The organism is Nocardia uniformis NBRC 13702 (genome assembly GCF_001613345.1).
GTDB classification, from domain to species: Bacteria; Actinomycetota; Actinomycetes; order Mycobacteriales; family Mycobacteriaceae; genus Nocardia; species Nocardia uniformis.
Window position 1 is genome coordinate 1 of record NZ_BDCE01000074.1, and the last position, 14662, is coordinate 14662.

Annotated in this window: 14 protein-coding genes; 5 read left to right on the forward strand and 9 right to left on the reverse strand. The window is 67.7% G+C overall.

Annotated elements, in window-relative coordinates:
- Positions 1-199: 199 nt before the first annotated feature.
- Entirely contained in the window at positions 200-1156 is a 957-nt protein-coding gene (locus NU1_RS28275; RefSeq protein ID WP_067526153.1) for an alpha/beta fold hydrolase, read from the forward strand.
- Between the two features lie 171 nt (positions 1157-1327).
- Here the strand turns inward: NU1_RS28275 and NU1_RS28280 are convergent, their stop codons facing one another.
- Together NU1_RS28280 and dprE2 are read right to left on the reverse strand one after the other, a co-directional pair.
- Entirely contained in the window at positions 1328-2563 is a 1236-nt protein-coding gene (locus tag NU1_RS28280; protein ID WP_067526178.1) for a bifunctional cobalt-precorrin-7 (C(5))-methyltransferase/cobalt-precorrin-6B (C(15))-methyltransferase, read from the reverse strand.
- Positions 2560-3309 carry a decaprenylphospho-beta-D-erythro-pentofuranosid-2-ulose 2-reductase gene (dprE2, locus tag NU1_RS28285; RefSeq protein ID WP_067526155.1) on the reverse strand — a complete coding sequence of 250 codons (750 nt, stop codon included), beginning with the start codon at positions 3307-3309 and terminating at the stop codon, positions 2560-2562. The genes NU1_RS28280 and dprE2 overlap by 4 nt, the downstream gene beginning before the upstream one ends.
- 175 nt (positions 3310-3484) lie before the next feature.
- Here dprE2 and NU1_RS28290 point away from each other — a divergent pair, with 175 nt between their 5' ends.
- The 3 genes from NU1_RS28290 to NU1_RS28300 all read left to right on the forward strand — a co-directional run bounded on the left by NU1_RS28290 (position 3485) and on the right by NU1_RS28300 (position 5078).
- Positions 3485-3841, forward strand: a complete 357-nt coding sequence (locus NU1_RS28290; protein WP_067526157.1) for a hypothetical protein — start codon at positions 3485-3487, stop codon at positions 3839-3841.
- A 44-nt stretch (positions 3842-3885) separates the two neighbouring features.
- Complete coding sequence (locus NU1_RS28295; protein WP_067526159.1) at positions 3886-4311, forward strand: PPOX class F420-dependent oxidoreductase; 426 nt, start codon at positions 3886-3888, stop codon at positions 4309-4311.
- Between the two features lie 107 nt (positions 4312-4418).
- Positions 4419-5078, forward strand: a complete 660-nt coding sequence (locus NU1_RS28300; RefSeq protein WP_067526161.1) for a phosphate signaling complex PhoU family protein — start codon at positions 4419-4421, stop codon at positions 5076-5078.
- A gap of 7 nt (positions 5079-5085) precedes the next feature.
- Here NU1_RS28300 and NU1_RS28305 read toward each other — a convergent pair whose 3' ends face one another.
- Positions 5086-6213 (reverse strand): M24 family metallopeptidase, encoded by a 1128-nt coding sequence (locus tag NU1_RS28305; protein WP_067526162.1) that lies wholly within the window; start codon positions 6211-6213, stop codon positions 5086-5088.
- A gap of 264 nt (positions 6214-6477) precedes the next feature.
- Between NU1_RS28305 and NU1_RS28310 the strand changes: the two genes are divergently transcribed.
- Complete coding sequence (locus tag NU1_RS28310) at positions 6478-7431, forward strand: 5'-3' exonuclease (RefSeq protein WP_067526163.1); 954 nt, start codon at positions 6478-6480, stop codon at positions 7429-7431.
- Positions 7432-7590: 159 nt separating this feature from the next.
- Here the strand turns inward: NU1_RS28310 and NU1_RS28315 are convergent, their stop codons facing one another.
- The 6 genes from NU1_RS28315 to NU1_RS28340 form a co-directional block, all read right to left on the reverse strand.
- A complete protein-coding gene (locus NU1_RS28315; RefSeq protein ID WP_067526165.1) occupies positions 7591-8313 on the reverse strand; it encodes a DUF4333 domain-containing protein in 723 nt (240 codons plus the stop codon).
- A gap of 114 nt (positions 8314-8427) precedes the next feature.
- A complete protein-coding gene (locus tag NU1_RS28320) occupies positions 8428-11124 on the reverse strand; it encodes a DEAD/DEAH box helicase (protein WP_067526167.1) in 2697 nt (898 codons plus the stop codon).
- Positions 11121-12086: a twin-arginine translocase subunit TatC gene (gene tatC, locus NU1_RS28325; protein ID WP_067526169.1), complete on the reverse strand. Its 966-nt coding sequence runs from the start codon at positions 12084-12086 to the stop codon at positions 11121-11123. The genes NU1_RS28320 and tatC overlap by 4 nt, the downstream gene beginning before the upstream one ends.
- A gap of 93 nt (positions 12087-12179) precedes the next feature.
- A complete protein-coding gene (gene tatA / locus NU1_RS28330) occupies positions 12180-12431 on the reverse strand; it encodes a Sec-independent protein translocase subunit TatA (RefSeq protein WP_067526175.1) in 252 nt (83 codons plus the stop codon).
- 105 nt (positions 12432-12536) lie between these two features.
- Positions 12537-13583, reverse strand: coding sequence for a 2-dehydropantoate 2-reductase (locus NU1_RS28335; RefSeq protein ID WP_157553176.1), 1047 nt, complete (start codon positions 13581-13583; stop codon positions 12537-12539).
- Positions 13584-13634: 51 nt separating this feature from the next.
- On the reverse strand, positions 13635-14546 hold the full coding sequence (locus NU1_RS28340; protein ID WP_067526179.1) for a helix-turn-helix transcriptional regulator: 912 nt from the start codon (positions 14544-14546) through the stop codon (positions 13635-13637).
- Positions 14547-14662: the final 116 nt, after the last annotated feature.

The following is a 14662-nucleotide window of genomic DNA, read 5'->3' on the forward strand; positions in this document are numbered from 1 at the left end:
GATCTGACCGGGTGCGGGAACAGCACCGACGTCCGAGTAGGACGCCCAGGGCGTGGGCCGGGGGTCCGGCACCCCGGCCGCACCCCTGGGTGGTAATCAACTCACCCTCGAGGGACCGAACCCGGCACCCGGGGTCGGTGCTACCGGCGATGGATGCGGCGGACAGTAGTAAGTCACAGCCAGCGAGCCGGAGCTACCGATGTCGATTTCCAGCACGATCACCCCCCATGCGGAACGCCGTGCCGCGGTCGCGACGAACGATGGTGTGGCGCTTGCGATTCGCGAGTACGGACCCCGCGACGCCGACCTCACCGTCGTCCTCGTGCATGGCCATTGCCTGCGCACCGAGTCCTGGACCGACGTGCGCGACGCGCTGCGGCACCGGTACGCCGGAGCCCGGATCGTCTGCTACGACCACCGCGGTCACGGCGATTCCGCCGCGGCACCCCGGCAGACCTACCACCTCGACCAGCTCGGTCACGATCTGCGCGAGGTGCTCGATACCGTCGCCCCCACCGGGCCGATTGTCCTGGTCGGCCACTCGATGGGCGGTATGACCGTGCTGACCTATGTCAGCCAGAACCCGCACGAGATCGGTGCCCGCATTGTCGGCGTAGCACTCATCGCGACCGCGGCGCGCGGACTCGCCGACGCGGGCTTCGGTCGGCTGCTGCGGCATCCGGTGGTGTCCGCCTTCCAGGCGGCCGTCCGACTCGCTCCGAACCTCATGCAGCACGCGAAGCTCTTGGCCTGCAAGGTCTTCGCCCCGATTATCCGTACCGCCGAATTCGGCGATCGCAAGGTCAGCGCGCGTGTCATCGCCCTGGCCAATGCGATGCACAATGCGACGCCGATCGTGACCATGGCGAGCTTCCTGAGCGCCTTCATGGTCTTCGACCGCACCGACGCGCTGCCGATGCTCTCGAAGATTCCGACCCTGGTGCTGTGCGGCTCCGCCGATCTGATGACACCATCCGCGCATTCGGTCGCGATGGCCGCCGCCGTCGAGTACTCCGACCTCGTCATGGTCGAAGGCGCGGGCCACTCGGTCATTCTCGAACAGCCGGAACGAGTCGCCGAGGCCATTGGTCGCCTGCTGACGCGAGCGGGCGGTATCGGCGCGCGGAAGGGCGCACACCTCGCGCTCGTCGCGTAGTGCCGGTCGAGGGCCGGAGGTACTGAGAGGAACGCGCAGTGTCGGCACGCCCTGTGACGCCTCGGCCGGGATGCATGCCCTGGACAGAGGTGGATTCCGGCCGAAAGCATGCCGGAATGACGGCGGCGGCCGCGGGGCTTCGAGCCCCGTATTGCGCTCACCCGGTGATGTTCAGCCCGAGGGCTTCACGACGGACCACTGCGTCACCGGCAACTGTGGTCGCCACGAGGTGAATCCACCGAGGGGTTCGGCGCGGTAGATCTGGAAGCGGCGCAGTGTGCCGCCATGGGCCGCGGCGAGGGTGAGCAGCAGCGATTCCGACTCCGCCGTCACGGTATTGGCAACCAGGCGACCACCGGGGCGTAGGGCCTGCCAGCAGGCGTCGAACATATCGTCCTGGGTGAGGCCGCCGCCGATGAAGATGGCATCGGGGGCGGGCCCGCCGAAGGCGTCGGGGGCCGCGCCGCGCATATCGATGGTCGGGACGCCGAGGGCGGCCGCGTTCACGGCTATCTGTTCGCGGCGGGTGTCGAGGTGTTCGAAAGTGACCGCGCGGCAGGAGGAATGGGTGCGGCACCATTCGATGGCAATGGTTCCGGAACCGCCGCCGACATCCCACAGCAGTTCACCCGGAGCGGGGGCGAGAGCCGCGACGGTGAGGGTGCGGACCTCCGCCTTGGTGAGCTGCCCATCGCCGCTGTAAACCGAATCGGGAAGTCCGGGCAGCCGGCTCAGGCGCACCGCCGATGGCTGCGCAACACATTCCACGGCAACGATATTCAGCGCATCGCCGGCGGGCAGGTCCCAGTTCTCGGCCGTACCGCTGGCACTCCGCTCCCCCGGACCGCCGAGCTGCTCCAGCACGGTCAGCATGGACGCTCCGAATCCATTGCGCGCCAATAGTTCGGCCAGCTGTGCGGGCGTGTGCTCGTCCGGACCGAGTACCAGAACACGCCGCCCATCGGCGAGTTCGGGCAGTACGGTCTCCAGCCGCCGCCCCACCGCGCTCACCACCGGTGTCTCCGCGAGCGCCCAACCCAGTCGCGCACAGGCCAGGGCCGCCGAGGAGGGCTGTGGCACTACCCGCAGCGCCCGCGCGCCCACCAGCCGGGCGAGGGTGACACCGATACCGAAGAACATCGGATCGCCGCTGGCCAGTACGCAAACCCGTTCGCCCGCATAGGTTTTCAACAATCCGGTCAGAGCGGGTACCAGCGGCGCCGGCCACGCCACCCGTCCCGCACCAGTTTCCCCCTCGGGAACGAGCGCCAGCTGCCGTCCCGACCCGAGCAGCACATCGGCCTCGACAATGGCCCGCCGTGCCGTACCGCCGAGCCCGTCCCACCCGTCGGCCCCGATCCCGACCACGGAGATCGGCCGCTCGAGCGGCCAGTCGAGCTCGGTCATCGCGGCATCCGCCGCCAAATCGACTGCGGCACAAAACGCATGGCGAAGAACATCAGTCGCAGCGTCCCCGGGACGACCGCCGTGCGGGCGCGGCGGCGCAGCCCTGCGACCACACCGTCGGCCACCTGATCGGGAGTGCTCGACAGCGGCGCCGGATCCATTCCCTCGGTCATCCGGCCGATAACGAAGCCGGAACGCACCAGAAGCAGATGAATTCCGGTGCCGTACAGCGCATCCGCGAGACCGCTGGCGAATCCGTCGAGCCCGGCCTTCGCCGACCCGTACACGTAATTGGCGCGCCGTACCCGCACCCCGGCAATGGAGCTGAATACCACGATCTGCCCATCGCCCTGGGCGCGCAGCAGATTCGCGAGGATGGTCAGCACATTCACCTGCGCCACATAGTCGGTGTGCACCACCGCCACCGCATGCGCCGGATCCCGTTCGGCCCGCTCCTGGTCCCCCAGCACCCCGAATGCCAGTACCGCCACCCCGATCCGCCCGTATTCGGCGGTGACCTTCTCCAGCAGCGGCTGATGGCTCCCCAGATCATCGGCGTCGAATTCCAGCGTGTGTACGGCAGTGGCCCCCGCCGCCGTGAGTTCGCGCCGCTCCTCGGCCAACTCACCACTGCGCCGCGCCGCCAGCACCACTACCCGCCCGGCCGCGAGCCGGCGCGCCACGGCCACGCCGATCTCACTGCGTCCACCCAGTACCAGCACCACGCCATCGTCGATCTCGGCCATGGGGCACAGTCTGCCAGCCGCCCCCGGGCCACCCGATCGCCGGGCGTACCGGGAAATCCCGAGGCGGCGGTGCCGCTACCCGCAGGAGCCGCACCCGAGACGCGCGTTCGCTGCCGACCACGGACGCGGTCACCGATCGCCACGCCCTAGGCCCTGCGGCGACAGCTCACTCGCAGTGACGGCGGCCGAGCTGGCGCACGGTCACCACTTGGGCGAGGCCGAGGAACTGGTGGCCGATGCGGTCGGCGCGAATATGGGGTTCTTCTCCACCGTTGCCGGACGCGGACGCCGACTGCCGCGGATCGATCTCATCCCCGCCCCACTCAACGATCCGCGATACGGACAGCACAGTCCACGCCTGCGAGACCGGCTACGTCCCACCGCGATGAGCCGATGGGCGATTGGACGAACCGGGACTCGACGGTCGAATACCACGTGGTCGATCTGCCGGGGCGGGCGCGCGGTGCGCTCGCGCCGGTTCGGTGCGGCGGTGGGAGTGGACGGAGGGCCACCCGCGCCGCTCCGCGTCTGATGCGCGTGCGCCGAGTCGAGGCGACCGGTTGGTAGCGTCGGGGCATGCCGACTGTGACCACCCGCCCCGAGCTCTCCTCCGCCGCCCTGGCCTTCGTCACCGACCGTCACCTGGCGACCCTGACCACCCTGCGCGCCGATGGCACTCCGCATGTGGTGGCGGTCGGGTTCACCTGGGATCCCGAGGCCGGAATCGCGCGGATCATCTGCGATGGCGGATCGGTGAAGGTCCGCAATGCACGACGGTCCGGATATGCCGCGGTGAGTCAGGTCGACGGGGCGCGCTGGCTCACCCTGGAGGGCCCGGCCGAGGTGCTCGATGATCCGGCGAACGTCTCCGAGGCCGTGGATCGCTATATCGGACGCTACCGCCGGCCGCGGGAGAATCCCACCCGCGTGGTCATCGCCATCACCGTCAAGCGGGTGCTGTCGAGCAGCAGCCTGAAGGATGCCGCGGCGCCGACACGCTGACCAGAGCGTCGAGACGGCATATCGACGCCCTCGCACCGAATTCACATACCCGACGGTCCATTTCGTGATCAGGTGCGTCATCGCGTCCGGGCGGTAAAGATAGCCCCGTGCGGACGAAATTCTCCTACGAGCTCACCACCCTCAGCGACGAGCTCGCACAGATGGCGCGACTCGCGCACGAGGCCACCGAGCGGGCCACGGTCGCGCTGACCGACACCGATCTGGCCGCCGCCTTCGAGGTCTTCGCCCTCGAAGAGCGATTGCAGGCCAAACACGCCAACTGCGAAGACCGTTCCGTCATTCTGCTGGCCCTCGAGGCGCCGGTCGCCCGCGATCTACGCCATGTGGTGACCGCCACCGGACTCGCCGACGACCTCTTCGGTATCGGCGTCGCGCTGAGCCGGGTCGCCGATGCGGTGGTGCGACGGCATCCGCAACCCGTCGCACCACCGCACATCATCCCACTGCTTTCCGGAATGGCCAGCGCCACAGTCGAACTCGCGACAGCAGCGGCAGCGGCCATTACCTCACAACCGCCGTCACCGGATCTCGCGCCTACCCCCCGGGACCGGACCGTCGAACACCTGCACCGGCAACTGCTGCGCGTAATCGCCGACACCAGTTGGGATTACGGCTCGGCCATGGCGGTGGATCTGGCCCTGCTGGCGCAGCAGTACGAGCGCTGCGCCGCGCACTGTGGACGGATCGGGCGGCTGATCCGCTTCCTGCACACCGGAATTCCGCTGTCCGCGCAGGTGGATCACTAACCCTGGATTACAGCCGGGTCAGTCCGTGCGGCCGCTTGTTCATCGATTCGCAGCCGTCCGCGGTGACCACCACGATGTCCTCGATGCGTGCGCCCCACGCACCGGAGAAGTAGATGCCCGGTTCGATGCTGAACGCCATACCTGTCTCGAGCCGAATGCCGTTGCCGGACACGATGTAGGGCTCCTCGTGCACGGACAGCCCGATGCCGTGACCGGTGCGGTGCACGAAGTATTCGGCGAGACCGGCCTTCGCGAGCAGGTCGCGGGCGGCGGCGTCCACCGATGCCGCGGTCACCCCCGGTCGCACCGCGGCGACGGCGGCGGCCTGGGCGCGCTCGAGTTCGGCGTACTGCGCGGCCACCTCCTCCGACGGTTCGCCGAGTACATAGGTGCGAGTGGAGTCGGAGAAGTAGCCGGGTTCGACCGGGCCTCCGATATCGATGACCACCACGTCACCGTCCTCGATCACCCGATCCGATACCTCGTGGTGCGGATCCGCGCCGTGCGGGCCGCTGCCGACAATGACGAACGCGGCCGCGGTATGGCCCTCTTCGACAATGGCGGCGGTGATATCGGCGGCCACCTCCGCTTCCGTGCGACCGACGCGCAGGAATTCACCCATGCGCGCGTGTACCCGGTCGATGGCCGCACCCGCCTGGCGCAGCGCCGCGATTTCGGTGTCGTCCTTGAGCATTCGCAGTTGCCGCAGCATCGGTGTGGCCGATACGGGCAGCTGGCCGAATTTCTCCGCGATGGGCAGCAGGTGCAGGGCGGGCATATGGTCGTCGACCGCCGTCCGCGCCCCGGCGTTCAATACCGTCTTGATCAGTCCGTACGGATCGACCCCATCGGTCCAATCCACGATCTGCAGACCCAGCTCCCCCGCCGCGGACGCGCCCAGCGACGCCAATTCCAGCTTCGGGATGATCACCGACGGCGTCGCCCCCGAGGCGGGGATCACCAGACAGGTCAACCGCTCGAACGACTGCGCGCGGGACCCGATCAGATATTGCAGGTCCGGACCTGGGGTAATGAGCAGCGCATCCAGATGAGCGGCGCGGGTCAACTCCGCCGCCCGCTCCAGTCGCGCCTCGTAGACATCCGAAGTGAACCGTGACTCACCATGAGAGCTCATGACACTCGACGTTACCTGTCTGCCGCGCGGACCTCGACACGATCGCGCATCCCTTGCGCGAACCTGATGCCGAGCACGCCGGATTCCACCCGGGCGACCTGTGATCGGCCACCCGAGTGGTCCTCCGCACGCGCGAGTCGCTCCATATCCCCGCGGCGCGCCACAGCCCGGCGCTTCCGCTATCCGTCGCGACGGATGCGTTGACGAGAACGCGTGCCACGACTTCTCGCCACCTGTCGGCGACGCCCGGTAGCGTCTGGGTCCATGAGCACACCCGCCTCCGGTCCGCTGCTGCTGCTCGATGGAGCCAGCCTCTGGTTCCGCGCGTTCTATGCGATTCCCGAGAAGATCACCGCCCCCGACGGGCGACCGGTGAACGCACTGCGCGGATTCACCGATATGGTCGCGGCCCTCACCAAACAGCATCGGCCGAGCCGCCTGGTGGTCTGCCTGGATTTGGATTGGCGACCGCAATTCCGGGTGGACCTGCTGCCGACGTACAAGGCGCACCGGGTCGCCGACGAATCCGCACCGGATGTCGAGGAGGTGCCCGATACCCTCACCCCGCAGGTGGACATGATCATGGATGTCCTGGAGGCGGCCGGGATCGCGACCGCGGGTGCGGACGGTCTGGAGGCCGATGATGTGATCGGCACCCTCGCCACCCGCGAGCGCGATAGCGAGGTCATTGTCGTCAGCGGTGACCGCGACCTGCTGCAACTGGTGCGCGATACCCCCACCCCGCCGGTGCGGGTGTTCTACGTCGGCCAGGGCCTGTCCAAGGCCGTACTCTGGGGCCCCGCCGAGGTTTCCGCGAAGTACGGTGTGCCACAGGAGAACGCGGGCCCCGCCTACGCCGATATGGCCGCCCTGCGCGGTGACGCCTCCGACGGCCTGCCCGGAGTCGCGGGTATCGGCGACAAATCCGCCGCCACCCTCATCTCCCGCTTCGGCTCCCTCGACGCGCTGCGCGCCGCCGTCGCCGACCCCTCCGCCGACCTGGCCAAGGGTATCCGCGCCAAACTCGCTGCCGCCGAAGACTATTTGAAGGCCGCAGGCCCGGTCGTCCGAGTCGTCCAGGACGCCACCATCGAATTCTCCCGCCCCGACCTACTCCCCACCGAACCCGCCGACCCGACCCGCCTACAAGAACTGGCAGTCGCTCTCAACGCCGAAAGCCCGGTCAAGCGCCTGATAAAGGCGCTTGACCGGGCCTGACCACCCCAGAGAAGTGAGCCGCGACAACTGATCTCGTAAGGATCGGGGTAACTCGTCGGGTACGCCCAAAATATTCTCGGCTCCCCACCGCCGGCACGCGTGCACGAGTATCGACGGCTCGCAGCCGGGCGCTGAAGTCTCGGGGAGGCGGGGGAGCGCCTAGCTGGGGCGGCCGACCTCGTAGGTGCCGTCATCCTTGGTGATCTTGATGGTGACGGTCTTGTTCTCGCCGCTGACCTTGAGGTCGCAGCTGAAGGTCTGGTCGACCTCGACCTTCTGACCGGACGGGCAGCTGACATCCTTGACATCCTCGATGCCGTAGGAATCCTTCAGCACCTGCTCGACACCGGACTGCACGGCCTTGTTGTCCAGCTGGTCCTTGGCGGTCAGGAAGAACACGCCGCCGATAACCGCACCGACCACCACGACGGCACCGATAACCGCGCCGATGATCAGGCCGGTATTCTTCTTCGGCTGCTGCCCGCCGGGCTGCGGCCACGGCTGCCCGGGCTGCTGCTGATAGTCGGGCTGACCCTGCTGCGGCCACTGCGGCTGGCTCTGCCCCCACTGCCCGGGCTGCTGCTGTCCGGGCTGCTGCTGGTAATCGGGCTGGCCCTGCTGCGGCCACTGCGGCTGGGACTGACCCCACGGCTGCCCACCGGGCTGCTGCGGCGGCTGGCCGGGCTGCTGTCCCCACTGTCCCTGCGGCTGCTGATCGCCCCACTGCTGGGTCGGCTGCGCGGGCGGCGGCTGCTGCCCACCCCACTGCTGGGTCGGTCCGGCGCCCGGTGCCGCGGGCGGGCCACCGGTCCACTGCTGAGTCGGGTCGTTACTACCCTGTCCTCCGCCCGGGGTCTCATTCGGTCCGTAAGGGCCGCTCATGTGCTTGCCTCCATCGCGATCGTCGTACTAAACGCTCAGCCCCCCGAGTCAGTTCACGCGCGTGAACCCACCACGGTCGGTACTTCAAAAAGAATCAAATCACAGTAGTTATCCCTACGCGGCGTCCACCGCGACGACACCCCGCCGGATGGCGCGCACCGCCTTCGACGCCGTACCCGCCACCTCTTCGTCATCGGCGGTATTGCGGATCTGGTCCAGCAGGTCGATGACCTGGCGGCACCAGCGCACGAAATCGCCCGCCGAGAGGGCGTTTCCGCGATCGCCACTGGCCAGGAGGGAGTCGACGAGATCGCCGCCGGCCGCCCAGGTGTGAATACCGGAGACGAAGCCGAGGTCGGGTTCGCGGGTGGGCGGAAGTTTGTGCCGGGCCTCGTCGTGGCGCAGTTGCGACCACACTCCGACCGTCGCCTCGAGGGCACGACGAATCGGCTGGGTGGGGCCGACGACACCGAGATAGCCACCCTCCTGGCGGGATTCGAACACCAGGGCCGACACCACGGCCGCCAATTCGGCGGGACCGAGACCGCGCCAGAGACCCTGACGCAGGCTCTCGGCGACCACCAGGTCGGATTCGGCATAGATTCGGGCGAGTCGCCGTCCGTCATCGGTGACCTCGCCGCCGTCGACATACCCGCGTTCTTCCAATAGCCCGACAATGCGGTCGAACGTGCGGGCCAGCGAGTTCGTCGTCGAGGCCACCTGCTGCCGCATGGATTCGGTTTCCCGCTGTACCCGGTTGTAGCGTTCGCCGATGCGCGCCAACTGTTCCCGATCGGGGCGCGCGTGCACGGGATGGGCGCGCAGCGCCCGCCGCAGCGATTGCAACTGCTGATCGTCGGCGGCCCGGGCCTTCTTACCGGTGCGCTGCCGCCCACCGCCGCCGAGCCCGGTATCGCGCAACGCCGACGCCACATCGCGACGCACCCGCGCGGTGCGATGGTCGAGGTGCCGCGGCAAACGCAGGTGACCGAGCGTCTGCGCGGGTGTCGGGAAGTCGGCGGCGGAGACCCGCCCCGCCCATTTGTCCTCGGTGAGGACCAGTGGACGCGGATCACCCGGGGACGCATCGGGTTCCAGCACCACGGCGAGTCCGGCGCGGCGCCCGGTGGGAATGGTGACCACATCGCCGCGCTTGAGCGTGGTGAGCGAGGAGACCGCCGCGGACCGGCGGTCGGTCCTCCCCTGCCGTTCGATACTCCGCTCCCGTTCCCGAATGCGTTCGCGCAATTCGAAATACTCGAGGAAGTCATCGCCGAGTTGCGAGCGCAGCTTGCGCGCCGTGGCGTCATTGCGTTCGATACCACGCACCAAACCCACCACCGACCGGTCCGCCTGGAACTGGGCAAAGGACCGCTCCAGCAGCGCCCGCGACTGCGCCGCACCCATCCGATCGATGAGATTGATGGACATGTTGTAGCCGGGCCGGAAGGAACTGCGCAGCGGATAGGTACGGGTCGAGGCCAGACCGGCCACCGCGCTGGTGTCCACCTCCGGCGTCCACATGACCACCGCATGACCTTCGATATCGATACCGCGTCGACCAGCGCGCCCGGTGAGCTGCGTGTACTCACCGGGTGTGAGTTCGGCGTGGGTTTCGCCATTGAATTTCACCAGACGTTCCAGCACCACCGTGCGGGCCGGCATATTGATGCCGAGAGCCAGTGTCTCCGTGGCGAATACCGCGCGCACCAGACCGCGCACGAACAGCTCCTCCACGGTATGACGGAAGGCAGGCAGCATACCCGCATGATGCGCGGCGAGCCCGCGCCGCAGCGCCTCCCGCCACTCCCAGTACCCGAGCACCTCGAGATCGGCCTTGGGCAGATCACCGGTGTGCTTCTCGATAATGGCGTCGACCTCGTCGGCATGCTCCGGCCGCGACAGATCCAGCCGCGAACGCAGGCACTGCGTCAAGGCCCCATCGCAGCCCGCCCGGCTGAAGATGAAGCTGATGGCGGGCAGCAGCCCCTCCTCATCGAGCTTGGCGAGTAGTTCCGGGCGCGGCGTCGGCCGGAACATGCGCCGCCCGCCGCCACGTCCGCCGCGCGGCACCGCCCAACCTTCCATCCGGTCGACGGTTTCCTTCTGCCGGATGTAGCGGACGAGGTCCTCGTCGACCCGGATCTTATGGTCATTGGAGCTGGTGTCGAACAGGTCGAACATCCGCCGCCCGACCATGACGTGCTGCCACAGCGGCACCGGCCGGGTCTCGTCCACGATGACCGCGGTATCGCCGCGCACGGTCTCCATCCAGGCACCGAATTCCTCGGCATTGGAGACGGTCGCCGACAGCGAAACCAGGCGCACCTCCGGCGGCAGATGCAGGATGACCTCTTCCCACACCGCGCCCCGGAACCGGTCGGCGAGGTAGTGCACCTCATCCATCACCACATACGAAAGCCCGTGCAGCGCATCCGAACCCGCGTACAACATATTGCGCAGGACCTCGGTGGTCATCACCACGACGGCGGCATCGGGATTAATGGACTGGTCACCGGTCAGCAACCCGACCCTATTGCGCCCGTACCGCTCGGTGAGGTCGGCGAATTTCTGGTTCGACAACGCCTTGATGGGCGTGGTGTAGAAAGCTTTACCCCCCGAAGCGAGCGCCAGGTGCACCGCGAACTCACCCACCACGGTTTTACCCGCACCGGTGGGTGCGCAGACGAGCACACCGTGCCCGCCCTCGAGTGCTTCACACGAATCCCGCTGGAACGGATCCAGGGAGAATTTCAGTTCGGCGGCGAATGCCGCCAGTTCGCCAGTGAGCGACCGATCTGCCACTGTCAGAGGGTATCGGAGTAATCCGAAACCGATCGCGTAGTTTTTTCCGGCGCGGCGACGGGTCCGGGCGCGGGGACGGGTCCGGAGCCGCCGACACCGTCCGGGCCGCCCAGCGGCGACGCCTCCTCATCGGACAGATTCGTCCAGCTCTCGGCCCGCCGGGCCTTGCGCTTGTCGTGGATCCGCGCGATCTGCACGGCCAGCTCGAAGAGCACGGTCAGCGCGATCGCCAGCGCCAGCATGGAGAACGGGTCCTGCGGCGTCACAATGGCCGCGAAGACGAAGAGGCCGAAGATCATCCCGCGCCGCCATTTGACCAGCTTCTCGTAGGTCAGAATGCCCAGGAAGTTGAGTCCGACGATCAGCACCGGCGTTTCGAAGCTCACCCCGAAGATGATCAGCAACTGGATGATGAATCCGAAGTACTGCGTACCGCTCAGCGCCGTGATCTGCACATTGTCGCCGATGGTCATCAGGAAGCTCAGGGCGTGCGCGACGATCCAGTAGGCCAGCACCGCACCCGCGACGAACAGGGTCGCGCCCGCGGTGACGAAGACGACCGCGTACTTGCGTTCCTTCGCGTACAGGCCGGGCGTAATGAACGCCCACAGCTGATACAGCCAGACCGGGCAGGCCAGCACCACGCCCGCGGTGAGACCGACCTTCAATCGCAGCATGAACTGCTCGAACGGCCCGGTCGCCAGCAGGCGGCAGCTCCCGTCGGTGGTGAGGCTCGCGCGCGATTCCGGCGGCAGCTCACAGTACGGCCCGCGCAGAATGTCACCGAGGCTGTCCAGACCGAAGACCGAGTGCGAGTACCACAGGAATCCGATGATGGTGGTCAATGCCACCGCCAGCAGTGCCTTCAGCAGCCGCGACCGCAGCTCCCGCAGGTGGTCGACCAACGACATGGTGCCGTCGGGATTCGTTCTACGCCGACTGCGCCGGGGGTCGAACGGAATGCGCATGAAAGTGACTGCCCTCGCTGATCGCCTGGCGCCGAACCTGGACAAAGCTCGCCCCGGGACGAGGATCCTCATCCCGGGAATACGGAAAAGCGGTTACGCCTTGTGCAGGTCCTTCTTGGCCTGTTCGGCCGGATCGACCGACGGCTGCGCGGCCGGAAGCTCCGGAGCGGGCGTGGTCGGCGAGGCCTTGGTGTCACCATCGGCCTGCATCTCGTTCATCTCGCTCTTGAAAATACGCAGCGACCGTCCGAGACCCCGGGCCGCATCCGGAAGCCGCTTGGCTCCGAAGAGAACCAGGAACAGCACCGCAATGATGATCCAATGCGTCGCGCTGAATGAGCCCATCGACTACCTCCAAATATGTGGTGATTTGATGCTACCGGACCGGCATATGCCGAACCATTTGTCAACCGTGGTTCGGCCGGTGGACCCCTCAGGTTTGCCCGGATGTTACCCGGCAACACCGCCCGCCGCGTCCCGTGGAACACCGTTCGCGGCGTCGCGCAACTGAGCCAGCAGCTCCGAACCGGACCAGGTGCGGTGGTCACCGTTCTCGGCGGCGGTAATGAGATCGACAAGACGCTGATTCACCGGCGTCGGCATGGCGACCATCGCTCCCAGACTCACGATTTCACCACACAGCCAAGCGATTTCGGTCTTCCGCCCGGCCGCCAGATCATCGGCCATAGAGGAGCGGGCCACCGGGTCGATGGCGAGGACCTTGCCCGCGACCCGCTGGAATACCGCATCCGGGACCGTAAGCAGGCGCGTCATCGTCTCGGGCGGGAGCACGGTGAGGCGGGCGGGCCGAATACGGGCGCGCGCCATGGCGGCCAGGGCTTCGCGCTGGGCCAGCGCCAGACAGCGGCGGTAATCCCGGTTCGCCAGCTCCGCACGCAGCGGGCGACCGGAGAGCGCGTTGATCGGATTGTTCAGATTCAGCAGCAGTTTCGCCCACTGCACGGGCAGCAGGTCCGGGTAGCGCTTGACGCCGAGGCCGGAGCCCCGCAGCAGCGGTGCGAAACGGTCCAGGGCCGGATCGTCGGCGACCGCGATACCGCCCGCGGTGCCGCGATGGAAGCGGCCGTCCGGATGGTGCACCACATTGAACATGACCATGCCCGCCAAAACCACGCAGGTGGGCAGGATTTCGCGAATGACGGCATCATTGCCGATACCGTTCTGCAGGCTCAGCACCACGGTGCCGGGACGCAGCAGACCATCCAGAGCGGCCGCGGCGGAGCTGGTATCGCGCGACTTCACGCAGATCAACACCAGATCGGGGGTGCCCTCGGGCGCGGTCGCGACATGGAAGGTATCCGGCGACACCGTCGCCTCATGCCCGTCCAGGTCGGTGAGACGCAGACCCGAGGCTTTCAGCTCGTCGAGCATGCGGGGACGGCCCACGAAGGTGACCTCCGCCCCGGCCGAGGCCAGCCTGCCGCCGACATACGCCCCGATACTGCCCGCGCCGAACACCATTACGCGAAACGTCAAGCGGGACCGACCTCCTCGTACCCAGTCACTGTCATTCCCCTTCGATACCCGTCAGCCGACCAGTTCGGCATAGGCGGCCAGCGCGGCACTCGACCGATCCCGCACCGCGGTCACCAGCTCCGGCGGTGCGAGCACGGTGACACCGGAGCCGAAGCCGAGCAGCAGTCGCGCCATCCAATCCAGGGTGGCGAAGCGCATGGTCGCTTCGACACTGCCGTCGGAATGTACGGCGACCCGGTGCATCGGATACTGGTCCAGCACCCACACCAGATCGGCGTGAATCCGCAAGCGCGCCAACGGGACCGCGGGATCGTCGACGAACAGGTCCAGACCCGCCGATTCGTCGGTGGCGTCCACCGGCGGACGGGCGGCCTCGGCGAGCTCGGCGGCCTCCTCGATCCGGTCGAGACGGAACAGGCGAACCCCCTCGGCCGCACGACACCAGGCCTGCAGGTAACTGTTGTTGTCCACCAGCACGATTCGGATCGGATCCACCACGCGCTCGGAGACCACATCGCGGCTGGCGGAGTAGTAGACCAGCCGCAGTGCGCGGCCACGCGCGAGGGCGGATCGGACCGTGGCCACCGCGGGCGCCTCCACCGGCGCGGCGGCGCGAATCTCGGCTTCCCGCCCCGAAATCGCGGCTTCGATCTTGGCGGTAGCCGAGTGCGCGGCACTGGGATCGACCATGCCCGGCAGATCGGCGATGGAACGCAGCGCGACCAGCAGCGCGGTCGCCTCCGTGGAGGTCAGCCGCAGCGGGCGGTCGATACCGGCGGAGAAGGTGACCTCGATACTCTCCTCGGAGAACGACAGGTCGATGAGGTCACCGGGCCCGTAGCCCGGAAGTCCGCACATCCACAGCTGATTCAAATCGCTCATCAGCTGTTTGGTATTCACGCCGAGTTCGGCCGCCGCCTCGGCGGCACTGATTCCCGGGTTCGCCAGGAAGTACGGCACCATATTCAGCAATCGCGACAACCGGGTCGAGAGCCGGCTGCCGGTGGCTTTACTACTACTCACGCTGTACCTTCCGCGGCGCTCGCTGGGCCTGCGTGGTTACGCAGGCTGCCTCCTCC

Coding starts and splice junctions, on each gene's coding strand:
- NU1_RS28280 (WP_067526178.1), bottom strand. CDS start 2,563: ATGACCGAGCTCGACTGGCCGCTCGAGCGGCCGATCTCCGTGGTCGGG.
- tatC (WP_067526169.1), bottom strand. CDS start 12,086: ATGCGCATTCCGTTCGACCCCCGGCGCAGTCGGCGTAGAACGAATCCC.
- tatA (WP_067526175.1), bottom strand. CDS start 12,431: ATGGGCTCATTCAGCGCGACGCATTGGATCATCATTGCGGTGCTGTTC.
- NU1_RS28315 (WP_067526165.1), bottom strand. CDS start 8,313: ATGAGCGGCCCTTACGGACCGAATGAGACCCCGGGCGGAGGACAGGGT.
- NU1_RS28295 (WP_067526159.1), top strand. CDS start 3,886: ATGCCGACTGTGACCACCCGCCCCGAGCTCTCCTCCGCCGCCCTGGCC.
- NU1_RS28310 (WP_067526163.1), top strand. CDS start 6,478: ATGAGCACACCCGCCTCCGGTCCGCTGCTGCTGCTCGATGGAGCCAGC.
- dprE2 (WP_067526155.1), bottom strand. CDS start 3,309: ATGGCCGAGATCGACGATGGCGTGGTGCTGGTACTGGGTGGACGCAGT.
- NU1_RS28305 (WP_067526162.1), bottom strand. CDS start 6,213: ATGAGCTCTCATGGTGAGTCACGGTTCACTTCGGATGTCTACGAGGCG.
- NU1_RS28275 (WP_067526153.1), top strand. CDS start 200: ATGTCGATTTCCAGCACGATCACCCCCCATGCGGAACGCCGTGCCGCG.
- NU1_RS28340 (WP_067526179.1), bottom strand. CDS start 14,546: ATGGTGCCGTACTTCCTGGCGAACCCGGGAATCAGTGCCGCCGAGGCG.